Source organism: Aequorivita iocasae (assembly GCF_016757735.1).
Classification (GTDB): Bacteria; Bacteroidota; Bacteroidia; order Flavobacteriales; family Flavobacteriaceae; genus Aequorivita; species Aequorivita iocasae.
Genome location: NZ_CP068439.1, coordinates 2306908 through 2322492, shown reverse-complemented (window position 1 = coordinate 2322492; position 15585 = coordinate 2306908). Strand labels below are relative to the sequence as shown.

Annotated in this window: 18 protein-coding genes; 6 read left to right on the top strand and 12 right to left on the bottom strand. The window is 38.9% G+C overall.

Features of this window, described 5'->3' with window-relative positions:
* Positions 1–2 precede the first annotated feature (2 nt).
* Genes JK629_RS10695 through JK629_RS10680 form a run of 4 tightly spaced genes read right to left on the bottom strand, consistent with a single transcriptional unit; the run spans position 3 to position 3432 of the window.
* A complete protein-coding gene (locus JK629_RS10695; RefSeq protein WP_202335612.1) occupies positions 3–851 on the bottom strand; it encodes an ATP cone domain-containing protein in 849 nt (282 codons plus the stop codon).
* Between the two features lie 5 nt (positions 852–856).
* Positions 857–1708, bottom strand: a complete 852-nt coding sequence (locus tag JK629_RS10690; RefSeq protein ID WP_202335611.1) for a universal stress protein — start codon at positions 1706–1708, stop codon at positions 857–859.
* An 11-nt stretch (positions 1709–1719) separates the two neighbouring features.
* Complete coding sequence (locus tag JK629_RS10685) at positions 1720–2568, bottom strand: universal stress protein (protein WP_202335610.1); 849 nt, start codon at positions 2566–2568, stop codon at positions 1720–1722.
* Positions 2569–2586: 18 nt separating this feature from the next.
* Positions 2587–3432 (bottom strand): universal stress protein, encoded by an 846-nt coding sequence (locus tag JK629_RS10680; protein ID WP_202335609.1) that lies wholly within the window; start codon positions 3430–3432, stop codon positions 2587–2589.
* A gap of 140 nt (positions 3433–3572) precedes the next feature.
* On the opposite strand from JK629_RS10680, the gene JK629_RS10675 reads away from it, so the two are divergent.
* Positions 3573–3797 carry a hypothetical protein gene (locus JK629_RS10675; protein WP_202335608.1) on the top strand — a complete coding sequence of 75 codons (225 nt, stop codon included), beginning with the start codon at positions 3573–3575 and terminating at the stop codon, positions 3795–3797.
* A 57-nt stretch (positions 3798–3854) separates the two neighbouring features.
* Here JK629_RS10675 and JK629_RS10670 read toward each other — a convergent pair whose 3' ends face one another.
* The 3 genes from JK629_RS10670 to JK629_RS10660 form a co-directional block, all read right to left on the bottom strand.
* Positions 3855–4694, bottom strand: coding sequence for a universal stress protein (locus JK629_RS10670; RefSeq protein ID WP_202335607.1), 840 nt, complete (start codon positions 4692–4694; stop codon positions 3855–3857).
* Between the two features lie 124 nt (positions 4695–4818).
* Complete coding sequence (locus JK629_RS10665; protein WP_202335606.1) at positions 4819–5871, bottom strand: response regulator; 1053 nt, start codon at positions 5869–5871, stop codon at positions 4819–4821.
* Entirely contained in the window at positions 5872–7107 is a 1236-nt protein-coding gene (locus JK629_RS10660; RefSeq protein WP_202335605.1) for a PAS domain-containing sensor histidine kinase, read from the bottom strand. It abuts the gene before it with no gap.
* Positions 7108–7211: 104 nt separating this feature from the next.
* Here JK629_RS10660 and JK629_RS10655 point away from each other — a divergent pair, with 104 nt between their 5' ends.
* The 5 genes from JK629_RS10655 (at position 7212) to deoD (ending at position 10271) form a co-directional block, all read left to right on the top strand.
* Entirely contained in the window at positions 7212–7616 is a 405-nt protein-coding gene (locus JK629_RS10655; protein ID WP_202335604.1) for a hypothetical protein, read from the top strand.
* Positions 7617–7685: 69 nt separating this feature from the next.
* A complete protein-coding gene (locus JK629_RS10650; RefSeq protein ID WP_202335603.1) occupies positions 7686–8552 on the top strand; it encodes an RsiV family protein in 867 nt (288 codons plus the stop codon).
* A gap of 60 nt (positions 8553–8612) precedes the next feature.
* On the top strand, positions 8613–8915 hold the full coding sequence (gene trxA, locus JK629_RS10645) for a thioredoxin (protein WP_202335602.1): 303 nt from the start codon (positions 8613–8615) through the stop codon (positions 8913–8915).
* Positions 8915–9586, top strand: coding sequence for a deoxyribose-phosphate aldolase (gene deoC, locus JK629_RS10640; protein WP_202338047.1), 672 nt, complete (start codon positions 8915–8917; stop codon positions 9584–9586). Before trxA ends, deoC begins: the two co-directional genes overlap by 1 nt.
* Positions 9570–10271, top strand: a complete 702-nt coding sequence (gene deoD, locus JK629_RS10635) for a purine-nucleoside phosphorylase (protein WP_202335601.1) — start codon at positions 9570–9572, stop codon at positions 10269–10271. Before deoC ends, deoD begins: the two co-directional genes overlap by 17 nt.
* 71 nt (positions 10272–10342) lie before the next feature.
* Here deoD and JK629_RS10630 read toward each other — a convergent pair whose 3' ends face one another.
* The 5 genes from JK629_RS10630 to JK629_RS10610 form a co-directional block, all read right to left on the bottom strand.
* The gene (locus tag JK629_RS10630; RefSeq protein WP_202335600.1) at positions 10343–11179 is read right to left on the bottom strand and encodes a universal stress protein; all 837 of its coding nucleotides are present in this window, start codon (positions 11177–11179) and stop codon (positions 10343–10345) included.
* 11 nt (positions 11180–11190) lie between these two features.
* Positions 11191–11490 carry a ribosome hibernation-promoting factor, HPF/YfiA family gene (hpf, locus tag JK629_RS10625; protein ID WP_202335599.1) on the bottom strand — a complete coding sequence of 100 codons (300 nt, stop codon included), beginning with the start codon at positions 11488–11490 and terminating at the stop codon, positions 11191–11193.
* A 117-nt stretch (positions 11491–11607) separates the two neighbouring features.
* A complete protein-coding gene (locus tag JK629_RS10620) occupies positions 11608–11793 on the bottom strand; it encodes a YgaP family membrane protein (RefSeq protein ID WP_202335598.1) in 186 nt (61 codons plus the stop codon).
* Positions 11794–11958: 165 nt separating this feature from the next.
* A complete protein-coding gene (locus JK629_RS10615; protein ID WP_202335597.1) occupies positions 11959–12264 on the bottom strand; it encodes a hypothetical protein in 306 nt (101 codons plus the stop codon).
* 122 nt (positions 12265–12386) lie between these two features.
* Positions 12387–15584: an efflux RND transporter permease subunit gene (locus JK629_RS10610; RefSeq protein ID WP_202335596.1), complete on the bottom strand. Its 3198-nt coding sequence runs from the start codon at positions 15582–15584 to the stop codon at positions 12387–12389.
* Position 15585: the final 1 nt, after the last annotated feature.

Below are 15585 nucleotides of genomic sequence, written 5' to 3'. Positions count from 1 at the left end.
GATCAGTGGTTTTTGCACAAAAGCTTAATCTCCTCTAAAATCCGTTCTATCCGCTTTTGTGATATTCCCAAATGGTCCAAATAGAAATGATCATTTAACAATTGTTTGCATAGCACCACGTCCCGACTGAGCAGAAACTGTTTCTCGCGTTGGCTTAAAAGTGTGGAAACTGTAATAGGATAAAGGTTCAGACGGTCAATACGGTCCTTGATGCCATTATCTTTAGGGAGATCCCAACTTAAAAGATAAAGCCCCACGCAGGCACCATATTTCATGGCGTCTTCAGTAAAACGGGTATTGGTAACTACCCAACCCTCATTGGGTTTTTCCCCATGGTTTCTATCCCCGTAAAAATTAAGGATATCGCGATAGCGCGAGTGTATATACAATGGCACTTTCACATCACAATTTCGGCCTTCATCACTGTGGAATTTACATTCCGCCACTACATATTGGCCATTTTTATGCGCTATTACATCTATCTCGTGGGTTACGCACTTTCCCTGCAAAAATTGCCCAGTTTTTACTTCATAACCGCTATAAAAAAGGATTGCCCCAATAAATTTTTCAAACGGAAAACCTGTGGGCCCGAGCTCATAGATTGCTTTCTTCAACTTATATTTTGAAGCGTAGCCTTTTTTCTTTTTTTTGAGAAGTGCAAAGGCACGATTGTAAATTTCTTTGGTAGAAATACCTTGGTAAAGCTCATCGCGCACATTATTTGCAATTTCGTAAACCAATGCTTCGTCCGCACCACTTTTCCGTAGCGAAGTTTTTAATTTTTCAATTGAAAACTTCGCCTTTTCGCCAGAATGTTTTATGATTTCGATATCCGAGAGGTTTTTTGCCATTTTGTTTAATTTCTTAAATCGTGCATCGCCAAAAGTGGCACATTAGTGTGCTTGCCGAGTTCTTTGACCATCGGGTTTGAAAACACACTTCCAAAGAAATTGTGCTTTTTGTTTACAATGGCAATCATCTCGCTCTGTCGGCTTTGTACAAAACAGCGTACACCATCATTGATTTCAATGTCATAAAGAGTATGATGGGTGAAACTGGCAGCTTCCAAAATTTTTTCCAGCAAAGCTTTATTTTCCAGTTGTGCTTTTGAAAGGTTTTTCCCTTTTTGAATATGCAAAATACGGATTGGGGAGTTGGTACAGCGGGAGATTTCAACCAATGTAGCGAGCTCCTTTTCTTTGTAATGGGTTCTAAAACTTGTGGGGAATACAATTTCATTGGGGTCCTTGAACAACACATTGGAAGGAATGGCAAGCACTGGGCAATTTCGTATTTTTTCCATCGCATTTACGGCATTGCTTCCCAAAATCACGGTTTTATTGTCCGTTTCACCCTGGGTCCCCATAATTACCAATTCTATGTCTTGCTTTTCCACAGTTTTCTTCAGTACATCGAAAAAAGACCCAAATTCATTCATATAATGAAATGTATGGTTGTCATTTTCCTCATAAAAACCCATTTGAACCTTCAGCTTTTCCATATCTTTTTTGGAAGCTTCCTGAACTTTTTTAAGATCTTTTTCAGTAGGCTCCGGACTCAATAAGTTCTCTTTTGAATACCCCGAAAGGTAATAGGTGTGCATAATGAAAAACTCCACATATTCCCTTTTATAGAGCTCCATAGCATATTTTATTGCATTCCAGGCATTTTTTGAAAAATCTGTGGGAATCAAAATTCTTTTTTTCATTTTTAGAAATTTTATTTTTTAATAGGAATTACCAATGTGGGTATGTGGGTATGTTTTCCTACCCTACTAACTACTGGCTCCCGGAAAAGCTGCTTTAAAAAAGCATGTTTATGATAAACCAGGGCCAATAAATCCATTGTATTATTGTCTATAAAAGTGTGCAACGTTTTAGAAATACTTTCCCCTTTCGAGATGAAATGAAACTGTGTATTATATTCAGTAAGATCATTTTGGTATTTCTCCAGGTTTTGTTGTTGGTTTGTGTCCAATTCACTTTTACTGCCCACGTGTACCAAATGTAAAGTTGAATTGTACTGCCGTACCAACCGAACTATTGGTCGCAGCTTTGAAAGTTGGTAAAAATCATTGTAATCTGTGGCGAAGGCAATGTTTGAAGGGATTACGAAATCCACCTCCCGGGGAACAATGAGCAGCGGACAACCTTCCAAAGACTTGGTTATCTTCTCGGTTGTGCTTCCTACGAGTACATCCTCGGCACCCGTGCGGCCCTTGCTTCCCATTACCACAAGATCTATCCCTTCGGTAGAAACTAATTTATTAACAGTTTTTGATAAAGTCGCAGGCGTGGAAATAACTTCAAAATTGTGTGCAACTTTAGAGGAGTCGAGCTTGATTTTATGGACCAGCTGCTCCCCATCCTCATTAGATTGACGGTAGAGTTTTTCAATTATATTGTCGGAACGGCCAATATCCACACGGCTTGTTAGCTTGCCTACTTCTTCACCAAAGGAATGTAGAATTGTTATTTGCAATGCTTCATCACTAAATAGTTTTGTAACATAAAACAAAGCCGCATATGCATTTTTTGAGAAATCGGTTGGAACAAGAATTTTTTTCATTTTCAATATTTTAAAAGTTTATCTCGGTAGATTTTGAAGTACTAAAAAAGGAATGTCTATTTTGAGCCCTATCTTTTCAATAGTAGACTGGTAGAGTATGTTTTCCAAATAGGAATGGCGCGTATTTACCATTACCAACATATCTATAGGGTTTTCAATGATAAAGGTATTGATAGCTTTGGTAACATTTGTACCACTAACTTGATGAAAATTGATTTGGTTATCACAGAAAGAGGCTTCCAGAAATTTCTTGTTGTCCTGCTGCCGCAAGGTGAGTGACGGAAATTTTGAAACGTAAAGGAAATCCATTTTCGAAACAAAACATTTCGCAATACTGCTAACTAGTTTTAGCTCACGGCGTTTGTAGGGCAATTGATAATCTGTTGGGAACAATAAGTTTTTTGGATGTACATCTCCATAAACTGCCGGAATGGCGAGTACTGGGCATTTTACATATTTTATTACCTGAAGCGTATTGCTGCCGAAGGTTATTTTTTTATCGGCAGTTTCACCCTTGGTTCCCATAACTACCACGTCTATATTTTCTTTTTCTACCCAATCATTTACCGAATCTACCAGCAGGCCAAACTCTGCAATGGTGTGAATAGTATGTTTTGGATTTGGTGAAAATCCGAAGATTTGTTTCCGTGTTTCCTCCAGATTACCCTGAGCTTTTTGAAGTGCCTTTTGTTGTAATTCCTCAAAAACCGCGTCGGCTAAACGGGCTTTATCTTCATATACCGAATCGGAAAAAGCATGGAGCAAATAAATTTCAGACTGCTCATATTTAAAGAGCTCTGTCGCATACTTAATCGCATTCATCGAGTTTTCTGAGAAATCGGTAGGGATGAGTATTTTTCGCATGGCAGAATGTTTTAAACAATTACGTAAAGATAAACATTACAGTAGTATTAAAATATGATAAATATCAATCAACAGTCTGATTTTTAAGGAATAATTAAGAGCAGACCAGCATTTATTTCGTACTTTAAAACTAAAAAGTTATGCATTTTTCTGCTATCACCTATCTTGTAGTAACCACCTTTGTTTTGATTACGGTCGCAATCTTTGCCGCAATGGATTTTCCGTTTAGCTGGGTTTTTTACTTAACTGTATTTGGACAAGCTTTTTTAGTATTCTCAGTCTTTAAGGTTTTAAATGATAATTATACCACCAATAAAACTTTTGAAGATTTTTATGAGGATTATCCAATTGGTAAAGAAGAATGATTTTGTTCTGCCCCATTTAAATAGTAACTAATTTCACCTAAAGTTAGGCTATAAACACTATTCATGGAGCACCAAAAAAGGCACATCTGCAGTATATCTAACAGATTTTAGTGAAGGCCGCAATAACAATCTTTGAATAAGATTGAGGTTTTTGGCAACTATGGAAACTAGGCTAATTTCCCAGGTATTTACAAAATCCTGAATGCCAATTTCTAAGTCTTTGTTTTCCACAAAATGGAAACTGTGCTTTTTTTCCTTGAAAAAGTAATGCAAAAACCCTTTGTTGTCCGTTTGGGATGCAGTAAGATCTGAATTTTGAGCTTTGATGTGAAGCACTCGAAGTGGTGATTTGTGCAAATCCAGTGTCTCGGAAAGGGAAGTGATGACCCTGTTTCGTAAAAGGCAATTATAATCCGTTAAAAATGCAATGTTGTTTATACCATTGAACCTCGCATTTTCTGGAATTACCAATATTGGGCATTTTACCTTAGTGATCACATCACATGTATTACTGCCCATATTACTCCTATTGGTTTTTGAGGTTCCTCTTGTGCCCATCAAAATATAGTCTATTTCCTTTTCTTCAACGTATTTTCTTATGGCTTCCACCAACAACACGCTTTCGTAAAGGGGATAAAACTTGTGGTTTGGGTTTTTTGAGAACAATTCACACTTTTTTATTTCTTCCTTTAACAGTGCCGAAGGTGTTTGTAAAGTATGTTTGCCCCCAGAGGCTTCAAAGAACCCATCGGGTTCCAATTCTTTGTAAAATGAATTTTTCAGCGAAATGTGAAGAATATAAAAATTCACTGAAATATCGGCAAAATAGTCCAGCGCATAACGAATGGCATTGTGTGAATTTTCAGAAAAATCTGTGGGGATCAATATATTCATCATTGTATCATAATCTTCTCGACAAAAATATTTGTATGGGCCGGCACAGAAAATGATAAAAATCAGTTTTGGGGAAATTGTTTTTTAAACACTACCAAAAGCAACACGCCGAGTGTTTTTTAGAAGGTTACTGAATGTCGCGCAGGCTTTCCAAATCTAAAATACGAATATCGCGACCATCAATCTCAATAATTCCATCCTTTTTAAAATCAGAAAGTGTACGGATTAGGCTTTCGGTGGCGATTCCTGCAGTGGTAGCAAGATCATTTCGAGAAATACGTAGGGCGGCATTTGGTTTTTTGTCCATAATCTCCACAAATTGAAGAATGGTACTGGCAGTCTTTTTCCGAACGGAGCTGTAAGCCATTTTAACTAATTGCTGCTTTATTTCGGAAAGATTATCGGTTAAAAGATTCATCAATTCCAAGGAAACATCTTGGCTTTTTTTCAGAATATCCTTCACATAGGTTTTTGAAATTCCTACAACTTCAGTTTCTTCTACAGCTGTAGCAGTTTCATTATAGGGAATGTTATCGTCAAAAGAAGTGAATCCCAAAAAGTCATCGGCCTTGTAAAGACCTGTTATAAGCTCTTTAGCGTTGGCGTCCATCGTATGTGTTTTCACAACCCCTTTTAAGATTAAAAACATACTGTTTGAGTGGTCGCCTTTTTGATAAACGGTTTCTCCTTTTTTATAATTAGATGCTTCACCTTCATCACAAAAAAAGTTTTTCAACTGGTTCAGATTCTGTGGGTTTTCCTCGCCCCCATCGGCCTCCTCAACTTTATTTTTTTTTCGCATTGCCAATATACTGGCTTTTGCCAATCGGCTTTCTACGGCACTTAACAATTCTTCCTCGTCAAATGGTTTTGTAAGGTAATCATCAGCTCCCATATCCATGCCCTTGCGAATTTCCTTGTGCTCTGTTTTTGCAGAAAGAAATATAAATGGGATATGTTTTGTGCGTTCTTCAGAAGCTACGGCTTCCAGTACGCCATAACCGTCTATTTCTGGCATCATAATATCACAGATAATAATATTGGGAGGGGTCTTTTTAGCTTTTTCGATGCCCACTTTACCGTTTGGGGCCGTAAAAACATTGTAACCGGAAAGTTCCAAAAGTTCTGCAGTGTTTTCTCTTAGTGCGATATCGTCTTCAATAAGAAGTATTGTCTTCATTTAATTTGTATGATTTTTGGTAGGAAAGGAAATTGTAAATATGCTGCCCTTACTCTGTTCACTTTCAAAAGTAATGGTACCGCCTAAATTTTCCAAATGGCTTTTTACTATGTTAAGGCCAATGCCGGTACCTTGATCCAACAGTGCATTTTCCGCCCGAAAATATCTATTAAAAATATATTTCTGTTCCTTTTGCGGGATCCCCATACCCTCGTCAATTATTTGGATGCAAATATTTTCTTTTTCGGGTATTACTACTACATCAATAGTGGTGTATTCTGGAGAGTATTTTATGGCGTTATTTATAAGGTTTGTAAGGGAAAGCTCTAGTATTTTCTCATCAAAATCCACTATTATTTCATCAATATTGCTCGGATAATTTATTTTTTGCCCGTCCTTTAAAAGCATGTTTGCGTTATAAATAACCTCATTAACTACTTTACTCAGTGGAAAAACTTCAAATTTATAACTGGCTTTGCCAGACTCTAAACGCTCAATGGATAAAAAATCATTCAAGATATTGTTCAAATACTTTACTTTGCTTTGAATGGTTTTCAAATGCTTTTCACGCTTGTCCTGCTGCTCCGTCTCGGTATACTTTCCTGCAAGTGTCGCCGAGGTTAAAATCCCGCTTAATGGTGTCTTAAATTCGTGCGATACCAGCGATAGAAACTTTGTTTTAAGCTCATTGAGCTCACGCTCCTTCCGAAGCGATTCTTTTATTTTATATTCTGCCTCTTTGCGTTTTGCAACTTCTTCCTTTAATTCTTTTATGGTCTGTTTAAGTTCCTTGGTACGCTCATCTATTTTTTGCTCCAAGGATAAGTTAAGCTGAATAATTTCTTTTTCTTGATTTTTGCGTACAGAAATATCAGTAACCAAAGCCATTACATATTTACTGCCATAAACTTCAAAAGGGTTCAATCCGGCTTCAACAGGAAAAACACTGCCGTCCTTGTGGCGGCCATACAAATCGCGCCCATGGCCCATTTGCCGGGGATTACTTTTTTTCAAAAATTCATTAACCTGCTTTGGATGGGTGCTTCTATATTCCCTGGGTATTAAAATGCTCAGGTTCTCGCCCAAAAGTTCTTCGGGCGTATAGCCAAACATTCTGCTCGCGGCATCATTTGAAGTTACAATCTGCTGACTTTCGTTAACGATAACAATACCTTCCGAAATGGCCTCGGAAAGAATCCTGAAAATATTGCCCTCTTTTTCTTCAAAAACCTTCATTCCCCAAAAGTAAGGATTTTAAACAGTTTTTCTTAACTGATGAATGTCATAAAATTTCAATAGAAATCTATTTAGTTTTACAACCATAAAATAAACTTAAAATTATGGGAACCCTGGACAAACCCCAGCTCGTATTTTACCAAAAAATGGGCGAGCTTTTTTATTCCATAGCCGCTGCCGACAAAATAGTTAGAAAGGCAGAATATGAGGCTTTGAAAAAAATTGTAATCGAGCAATGGAAAAATCTGGACGATTACGAAGATCCTTTTCATACCGATGCCGCTTATCAAATAGAAGTGGTTTTTGATTGGTTTGATTACGAACAGTTGGATGCAAATGACTGTTTTGAAAGTTTTGCAGACTATAAAAAAGAGCATCCCAAACTTTTTACCCATGAAAGAAAACAGCTCATTTGGAAAACCGCAAACACCATCGCCAATTCCTTTTCAGGAAAAAACAAAAGTGAAGTAATTATGCTTGCGAAACTAAAAAACCTATTGAAAGATTAAATTGTTTTAAAAATGATTTTTCTTCATAAAATTTGTTTGTTTAATTTTATGAACCTAAACCCCCATACCATGAAAATTCTTCTGACAGTCATAGCAGTACTTACCCTTATAGGTTGTAAAAATGATACAAAAAACGCAGATGTTCAAAGTGATCCTGAAGACAATCCGGAAGAAATTGTAGATTCCATCCAAGTTTCCGACAGAAATCTGGAAGCCCAACAAAAAACCCTCATCATAAAAAGGCAAGAACTACTTGAAAAAAATGATGCCAAGGCAGAACTGGAAAACCTGCTAATCTCAAAATCATTTTTAAAAGAAGGCGATTGGTACACTTTGGATTTTAAATACCCTTATCTAAACGAAAAAATAAAGCCACAATTTGAAAACTTTAACGAATACATCAGCAACTATTACCTGGATGCCAAAGGAGTTGAAAAACAGATTCTAGAAGAAAAACGGCTTTGCGATTCGTTGGGAATTCCAAAACAAAATGAATTGCGCAGGGTAGACTATAAAATCTACAACCTTAACGATAGGCTCATAAGTGTTCTTTTTTATAAAGAGAATCATTACACCGGTGCAGCACACGCAGCATACACTTTTGATTGTTTGAATTTTGATCTGGAACGGGCTGTTTTTATGAACTACGAAGATTTTTTCAACAATGGCTCTGAGGAAGAATTGCGCGAAATACTAAATACGCTTTTAAAGGAAAAAATAAATTCTGGCGAAATGTATTACGACTGTTGGGCAATTTCTGCCGATGATTTTTTTGACGCAAAAAACAACTTTGTAATAAATGATGATGTAGTAGAGTTCTATTTTGACGACTGCGTAATCTGCCCATCCTATACGGGAACTTATTCCATCAAAATTCCATTACAAACCTTGATGCCCGTTTTAAGAAAATACAAAAAAAATCCTTTGATTTTGTGAGAGAAAAGAATAACAATCAAGCAAACTAAAACCGACATCCGATAACCGATAACCCACAAAATGAAAAGCAATTTTAAAGACATAATCAATTCCGATACTCCCGTATTGGTTGACTTTTTTGCAGATTGGTGCGGCCCCTGCAAAATGCTTGCTCCCATTCTAAAGCAAGTGAAAGACGACCTGGGCGATACCGTAAAAATTGTAAAAATTGACGTTGACAAAAACCAGCCCCTAGCTGCGCAATTTCAAGTGCGCGGGGTACCAACGATGATTCTCTTCAAAAACGGCAAACAACTTTGGCGGCAAAGTGGCGTACTGCAGAAAAATGAATTGGTTTCCATCATCAATCAACATAAAAATTGATGCAACTGAGCCATTTCATAGACCACACCCTTTTAAAAGCCTCTGCGACTCCCAAAGACATTGTAAAGCTCTGCAATGAAGCAAAAAAGTACAACTTTTACGCGGTTTGCGTAAACAGCTGTTACGTTTCCTTAGCTGCAACTGAATTGAAGATCAGCAATGTAAAAATAGCTTCAGTACTGGGTTTTCCGTTGGGTGCAAGCAGCCAAAACGCCAAGGTTTGCGAGGCCGAACAAGCTGTAAATGACGGAGCCGATGAAATTGATATGGTACTGAACATCGGTTTTTTAAAAGCCGAATTGTACAAGCAAGTTCAAGATGAAATTGCCGCCGTGAAAAAAGCCATTGGCAACCGACCCTTAAAAGTAATTTTGGAAACCTGCTATTTAACCGATTCTGAAATACGGAAGGCTTGCCAGATTGCCAAACAGGCAGGCGCTGATTTTGTAAAGACCTCAACAGGCCTCGGAACAGGCGGCGCAACTGAAAATGCAGTAAAAATAATGGTTGATGAGGTGGGTGATAGTTTAAAAATAAAAGCCTCTGGCGGAATAAAAGATGCCGCTACCGTCAAAAAATATATAGCAATGGGCGTTAGCAGAATTGGAACTTCTTCGGGAATTGAAATTGTAACCTACACCAAAAAAGACACAGATGAGCACACATATTGAAGCAAAAAAAGGAGAGATTGCAGAATCAGTCTTACTTCCCGGCGACCCGATGCGCGCCAAATGGATTGCGGAAACGTTTCTAGAAAATGCCAAATGTTACAATGACGTTCGCGGAATGTTGGGCTATACCGGAACTTTTAAAGGAAAACCAATTTCAGTTCAGGGCACGGGAATGGGCATTCCTTCGGCTTTAATTTACTGCCACGAACTTATTAACGATTACGGCGTAAAGAATTTGATACGAGTTGGTTCTGCGGGAAGCTACCAAAAGGATATAAATATTCGTGATATCGTGATTGCCATGGCAGCCTCTTCCACTTCAGGCATTAACAATACCCGTTTTGTAAACTGCGACTACTCGCCCACTGCCGATTTTGATTTGTTTATGAAAGCAGCGCTTTACGCCAAGAATAATAACATTTCCATAAAAGCAGGCAATGTGCTTTCAAGCGATCAGTTTTATGAAGATGACTTCAACAGTTATAAACAGTGGGCAGATTTTGGTGTGCTTTGCGTGGAAATGGAAGCTGCGGGACTTTACACCATAGCAGCTAAATTTAATGTGAAAGCATTGGCTATTTTGACCATTTCCGATTCATTGGTAACCGGCGAAAAAACAACCGCTGACGAACGCGAGGGTAGCTTTTCAAAAATGATTGAAATTGCCCTTAATACAGTATTGTAAAATGAAAAAAGCAGAAACCCATCTACGAAATTCCTGCTCTTTCATCGTTAATTGATGTCTCCAGCAATTAACTAAACTTTAAAGGTCATAACCGGCAAGTCGGAATGGTTTACAACGTCCTCGCCTATACTTCCTGAGAAAAAGTGTGCCAAACCTTGACGGCCTTGCGTTGGCAGTGCAATAATATCAGCATTGCTTACTTGGCTGTAGCCAAAAATCCCTGCTTCCACGGAATATTCGTTGTACTGAATTACGCTGTTCAGAGTTTCCAGCGGATTGGACTCTCCGGCGTTTTTCAGAAAATCAAGGATTCTTTTTTCAATTTCGCGGGTACTGCGGAAATCGCCAGCAAGATTTACATAGAGCATTTGCATTTTGATTCCTAGGGCGTCAAACATTTTCTGCGCGCGCTTGTAGGGACCCACTGAGTTTTCCAAAAAATCGCACGCAAAAACCCCGAATTCAGGATTGAAATTTTCATGGCGGTGCTTTATCACCAAGACAGGAATTTCTGATGTACGCACTACTTTTTCAGTGTTACTCCCCACAAAAACCTCTTTTAAACCTGAGCTTCCGTGAGAACCCATTATTATTAAATCTGCTCCAAAATCTCGGGCTACATCATTCAATTCACTGAAAATTTTATAATTGTGGACCGCGTCTGTAACTTTAACGCCTTCCAAATAATCTTTGTCGAGAAATTCCGCAAAACGCTTTTCCGCAAGTTTCATATAATACATTGCTTCAAAAACCTCCTTGCTTTCGTCGCGTGTAACCACAGCCTCACTAAGGCCCATCATATGTATAGCTATTACTTCGGCATTTTGTTTTTTTGCAATATTTGCGGCCACTTCCATAGCATATTCGGAATGACGGGAAAAATCTACGGGAACTACTATTTTTTTCATCTTAATTGGATTTAATGGATTGTGAATTTTGCCTTTCGTTTTTTAAGCTGCTTTTCCAAATCGGAAATTGTTTCTTTAGCGGCTGCCTCAAAGGTTGCTTCTTTTGATGTTGCAAAGATTTTTGGTCCCGGAAGACTCAGTTCCATTTCACAAATATTTCCCTTGCCGTACACGTTGTTTTCCATCTTAAAACTTACATCAGCCCTAATGAGCCATTCATATTTATCGGCAAGTTTTTGTAGTTTCTTTTCTACGTATTCGTTCATAGCCTCGCTGGTAGGCATTTTCACATATTGAATGTTTATAGTCATGATATTTTCAATTGGTTTCTATTTTTCAAATATACCCCACAATTGGCAGTTTTAAAATAACCATGGTCATATTTCAACATAACCTGTACCTCAATACCTGATTATACGTGAATATTGTCAATTGTCAACACCCAGTTTTTTTAAAATTTTTTCCATCAAGCACCACTTTGTAAAAGATGATTGCAGCAAGTTGACGCCCACAAACCCTGTGAACCACAACCAGTTGATATTTACATACACAGCCAAAAGAAGGCTAATCAAAATAAAAGTCCCGGCAATTGCCCTAATATATCTGTTAATCATAATTATTTAATTTAAGTTTATTAATTAGTGAATAGTGAATAGTGAATAGTGAATAGTGAATAGTGAATAGTGAATAGTGAATAGTGAATAGTGAATAGTGAATAGTGAAAATTAAATAACTGCTAATTGCTAATTGCTAATTGTTAATTGTTAATTGTTAACTGCTTAAATATTCCGTTCTATGGGTACTACCACCGCATGGATTGGGTTGTTGGTTTCCAAATTTTTATTGAATTGTGTTGCTAAGCTGAAAAACAAATCAATTTTTTCCTCTTCGGTAAAAGAAAAAAACATGCTGCTATCGGCTCCTCCCTTTTCCGAAGGAAACCAACTGGAGTTCATCATAAAGGATGACGCATTTTTATAGCCTTCAATATCGGAACCGCTGTAGCTCTCAATATTGGCTCTTTTGAAAAGGTGCAGCACTTCTTTCTGAAATTCGTCCACCACGGTTACTATTAGTAGTTTCATTGGATTATTGTGTTGTTTATTGTTTATTACTTTTATTTATTCAAAGTCAAATTAACTTAATAGTCTTAAGTCTTTGTTCTTTGTTCTATGTTCTATGTTCTATGTTCTTTGTTTTATGTTCTTTACTCTTTATAATTCTTCCGTTCAATCATATAATACACCAAAGGCACAACAAGTAGTGTTAGTACAGTAGAAACAATAGTCCCGCCCATCAGCGAAATGGCAAGTCCTTGGAAAATTGGGTCGAACAGTATTACAAATGCTCCAATAACCACCGTTCCTGCAGTTAATAATATTGGGGTTGTTCGCACTGCGCCTGCTTCAATTACGGCTTGTTTTAACGGAATTCCCTCTGCAGTTCGCAGGTTTATAAAGTCAATCAACAGCACCGAGTTTCGCACCATAATTCCCGCCAAGGCAATCATTCCAATGAAGGATGTAGCGGTGAAAAATGCACCCATAATCCAGTGACCAAGCACAATTCCTATCAACGATAACGGAATGGCAACCATCATTACAACTGGCGCCTTAAAGTTTTGGAACCAACCTACAATCAAAATGTAAATGATGATGATTACCCCCAAAAAGGCAATTCCCAAATCGCGGAAAACTTCCAAAGTTATCTGCCACTCCCCATCCCATTTCACGGTAAAGTCGTCTTCGTGTTCGGGTTGCTGCAAATACAGTTCGTTCATTTTATAACCTGCCGGCAATGCAATATTGTTAAGCTTATCGGTCATTCCCAAAATGGCATATACAGGGCTCTCAAGCTCTCCCGCCATATCTGCCAAGACATAAACCACACGTTTTTGGTTTTTGCGGTAAATGCTTTTTGCACGGGTGCTTTCCTGCACCGTTACCAAATCGCCCACCGAAACCATATTGCCTTGTTTTGAAGCAATCTTCAACTGCGAAATATCCTGGATGGTAGATTTTTCCTTTTCATCCAAAGCGAGTAATATTCCCACTTGATTAGTGGCAGTTTCAGCATAAAGATTGGTTACCGGTCTATCTGAAAGCGCCATACTCATAGTGTAAACAATCTGTTGTGGTGCCACGCCATAACGCATTGCTTTTTCCTTGTCAATAATGAACTCGTATTCCTTTTGGTCTGCTTCCACCATCCAATCTACGTCAACCACATCTTGGGTATCGTTCAAAATGTTTTCAACTTTTTTGGCTACTGCTATCTGCTGGTCGTAATCGGGTCCATATATTTCAGCGACAATTGTTGATAATACTGGCGGCCCCGGCGGCACTTCCACTATTTTTACATTGGCGCCAAACTTCCTTCCAATTTCTTGAATGCGCGGTCGCAGTTGTTTTGCAATCTCGTGGCTCTGTTCGCTACGGTCTTCCTTGCCCACCAAATTCACTTGTATATCGGCCATATTGCTACCGCCACGTAAATCGTAATGACGCACCAAACCATTAAAGGTTATCGGTGCCGAAGTACCAACGTAATTTTGATAATTCACTACCAAGGGCTGTGTGGAAAGGTATTGTCCAATTTCGCGGGCAACTACTGCGGTGCGTTCCAAAGTGGTTCCTTCGGGCATATCGATCACTACCTGCATTTCGTTTTTATTGTCGAAAGGAAGCATTTTCACGGCAACCGATTTGGTAAAGAACATCATTATAGAACCTAAAAGCATCACGACGGTAATCCCCAAAAACAGCCAACGTGTCTTTTTGTTTTCGATCAGAGGAGTTTCCAGTTTCGAATAAATTCTATAGATAAAAGTATTCTCCAAAGGTTTTTCGGGCTTGGGAGCTTTTCCTTTTTTCTCTTTTTCACGAAGAAAGATATATCCCAAATACGGAGTAATGGTCAGTGCCACAAACAACGAAAGTATCATAGCTATCGAAGCCCCGATGGGCATTGGCGACATATACGGACCCATCAATCCAGAAACAAAAGCCATCGGCAAGACGGAAGCGATTACCGTAAAGGTTGCCAAAATGGTCGGGTTACCCACTTCGTTTATGGCGTAAATGGCAGCTTGCTTAAACGGCAAGCGTTTCATCTTGAAATGCCGGTGCATATTCTCGGCTATGATGATGGAGTCATCCACTACGATTCCCGTAACAAATACCAAAGCGAAAAGGGTGATCCGGTTCAATGTATAATCGAGCAGGTAATAACTCAAAAGTGTCAAAGCAAAGGTGATGGGCACTGATAAAAACACTACCAAACCTCCTCGCCAACCCATAGCGAGCATCACTACCAAAGTAACAGCTATAATAGCACCTATAAGGTGCATCAACAATTCCGAAACCTTGTGGGAAGCTGTTTCACCGTAGTTACGGGTGATTTCTACATGAACATCATCGGGAATCAGATTGCTTCGCAAATGGTCAACCTTGTCAATAATCACATCGGCAATTTTCATGGCGTCAGCGCCTTTTCGTTTTGCAACCGAAATGGTTACGGCGGGATATTCCGAAGGATAATTGGAGATGTTTTCGCTCGCACCTCCAAACCCAAAGGAAACATATTGCCTCGGGATTTCGGGACCGTCAAAAATTGCGGCAACCTGTTTCAGATAAATAGGCTGGTTCTGCTGAACGCCCACCACCAAGTTTTCAACATCGGTCGCTGATTTTAGAAAACTTCCGGTGGTAACCAAAAACTCCGTATCGTTTTTGTCAAAACTGCCGGAGCTCATTTGCTGATTGTTTGCCTTTATCATTTCGGCAACGCCCAAAAAGTCGAGTCCGCTGGAAGCCAATTTATCCTTATCCAATATTACCCGCAGCTGTCGGTTTCTGCCCCCGATTTTATGGGTGGTGGAAACCTTGTTTACTTTTTCAATTTCCTGGGTAAGCTCGTCTGAAATTTGCTTCAGCTGAAAATCGTCGTAATTTTCGCTCCAAAGGGTGATTCCGAGCATCGGTACATCATCAATGGCGCGGGGTTTTACAAGCGGCATGGTAACGCCTGAAGGCATTAGGTCCATGTGCTTGTTCATTTCGTTGTAAAGTTTTACGAAAGATCGCTCAATATCCTCGCCCACATAAAACTGTACGATTACCATCGCCCCTTCTTTGGAAGAAGTGGAATACACATACTCTACGCCGGGAATGTTGGACACCAGTTTTTCCAATGGTTTTACAACACGGGATTCAACCTCTGTTGGGGAAGCTCCCGGGTAGCCCACAAAGATGTCCGCCATGGCCACATCAATCTGCGGTTCTTCCTCGCGCGGGATTAAAAACGAACTGTACACCCCAATGACCATAAACACGATCATCAACAGTACCGTAAGCTTTGAGCCTATAAATAACTTGGCAATTTTGCCTGCTAATCCGTCCTTCATG

Bases quoted from the DNA above. Each gene is read 5' to 3' on its own strand.
- JK629_RS10695 (WP_202335612.1), bottom strand. From the start codon at position 851: ATGGCAAAAAACCTCTCGGATATCGAAATCATAAAACATTCTGGCGAA.
- JK629_RS10690 (WP_202335611.1), bottom strand. From the start codon at position 1,708: ATGAAAAAAAGAATTTTGATTCCCACAGATTTTTCAAAAAATGCCTGG.
- JK629_RS10685 (WP_202335610.1), bottom strand. From the start codon at position 2,568: ATGAAAAAAATTCTTGTTCCAACCGATTTCTCAAAAAATGCATATGCG.
- JK629_RS10680 (WP_202335609.1), bottom strand. From the start codon at position 3,432: ATGCGAAAAATACTCATCCCTACCGATTTCTCAGAAAACTCGATGAAT.
- JK629_RS10675 (WP_202335608.1), top strand. From the start codon at position 3,573: ATGCATTTTTCTGCTATCACCTATCTTGTAGTAACCACCTTTGTTTTG.
- JK629_RS10670 (WP_202335607.1), bottom strand. From the start codon at position 4,694: ATGATGAATATATTGATCCCCACAGATTTTTCTGAAAATTCACACAAT.
- JK629_RS10665 (WP_202335606.1), bottom strand. From the start codon at position 5,871: ATGAAGACAATACTTCTTATTGAAGACGATATCGCACTAAGAGAAAAC.
- JK629_RS10660 (WP_202335605.1), bottom strand. From the start codon at position 7,107: ATGAAGGTTTTTGAAGAAAAAGAGGGCAATATTTTCAGGATTCTTTCC.
- JK629_RS10655 (WP_202335604.1), top strand. From the start codon at position 7,212: ATGGGAACCCTGGACAAACCCCAGCTCGTATTTTACCAAAAAATGGGC.
- JK629_RS10650 (WP_202335603.1), top strand. From the start codon at position 7,686: ATGAAAATTCTTCTGACAGTCATAGCAGTACTTACCCTTATAGGTTGT.
- trxA (WP_202335602.1), top strand. From the start codon at position 8,613: ATGAAAAGCAATTTTAAAGACATAATCAATTCCGATACTCCCGTATTG.
- deoC (WP_202338047.1), top strand. From the start codon at position 8,915: ATGCAACTGAGCCATTTCATAGACCACACCCTTTTAAAAGCCTCTGCG.
- deoD (WP_202335601.1), top strand. From the start codon at position 9,570: ATGAGCACACATATTGAAGCAAAAAAAGGAGAGATTGCAGAATCAGTC.
- JK629_RS10630 (WP_202335600.1), bottom strand. From the start codon at position 11,179: ATGAAAAAAATAGTAGTTCCCGTAGATTTTTCCCGTCATTCCGAATAT.
- hpf (WP_202335599.1), bottom strand. From the start codon at position 11,490: ATGACTATAAACATTCAATATGTGAAAATGCCTACCAGCGAGGCTATG.
- JK629_RS10620 (WP_202335598.1), bottom strand. From the start codon at position 11,793: ATGATTAACAGATATATTAGGGCAATTGCCGGGACTTTTATTTTGATT.
- JK629_RS10615 (WP_202335597.1), bottom strand. From the start codon at position 12,264: ATGAAACTACTAATAGTAACCGTGGTGGACGAATTTCAGAAAGAAGTG.
- JK629_RS10610 (WP_202335596.1), bottom strand. From the start codon at position 15,584: ATGAAGGACGGATTAGCAGGCAAAATTGCCAAGTTATTTATAGGCTCA.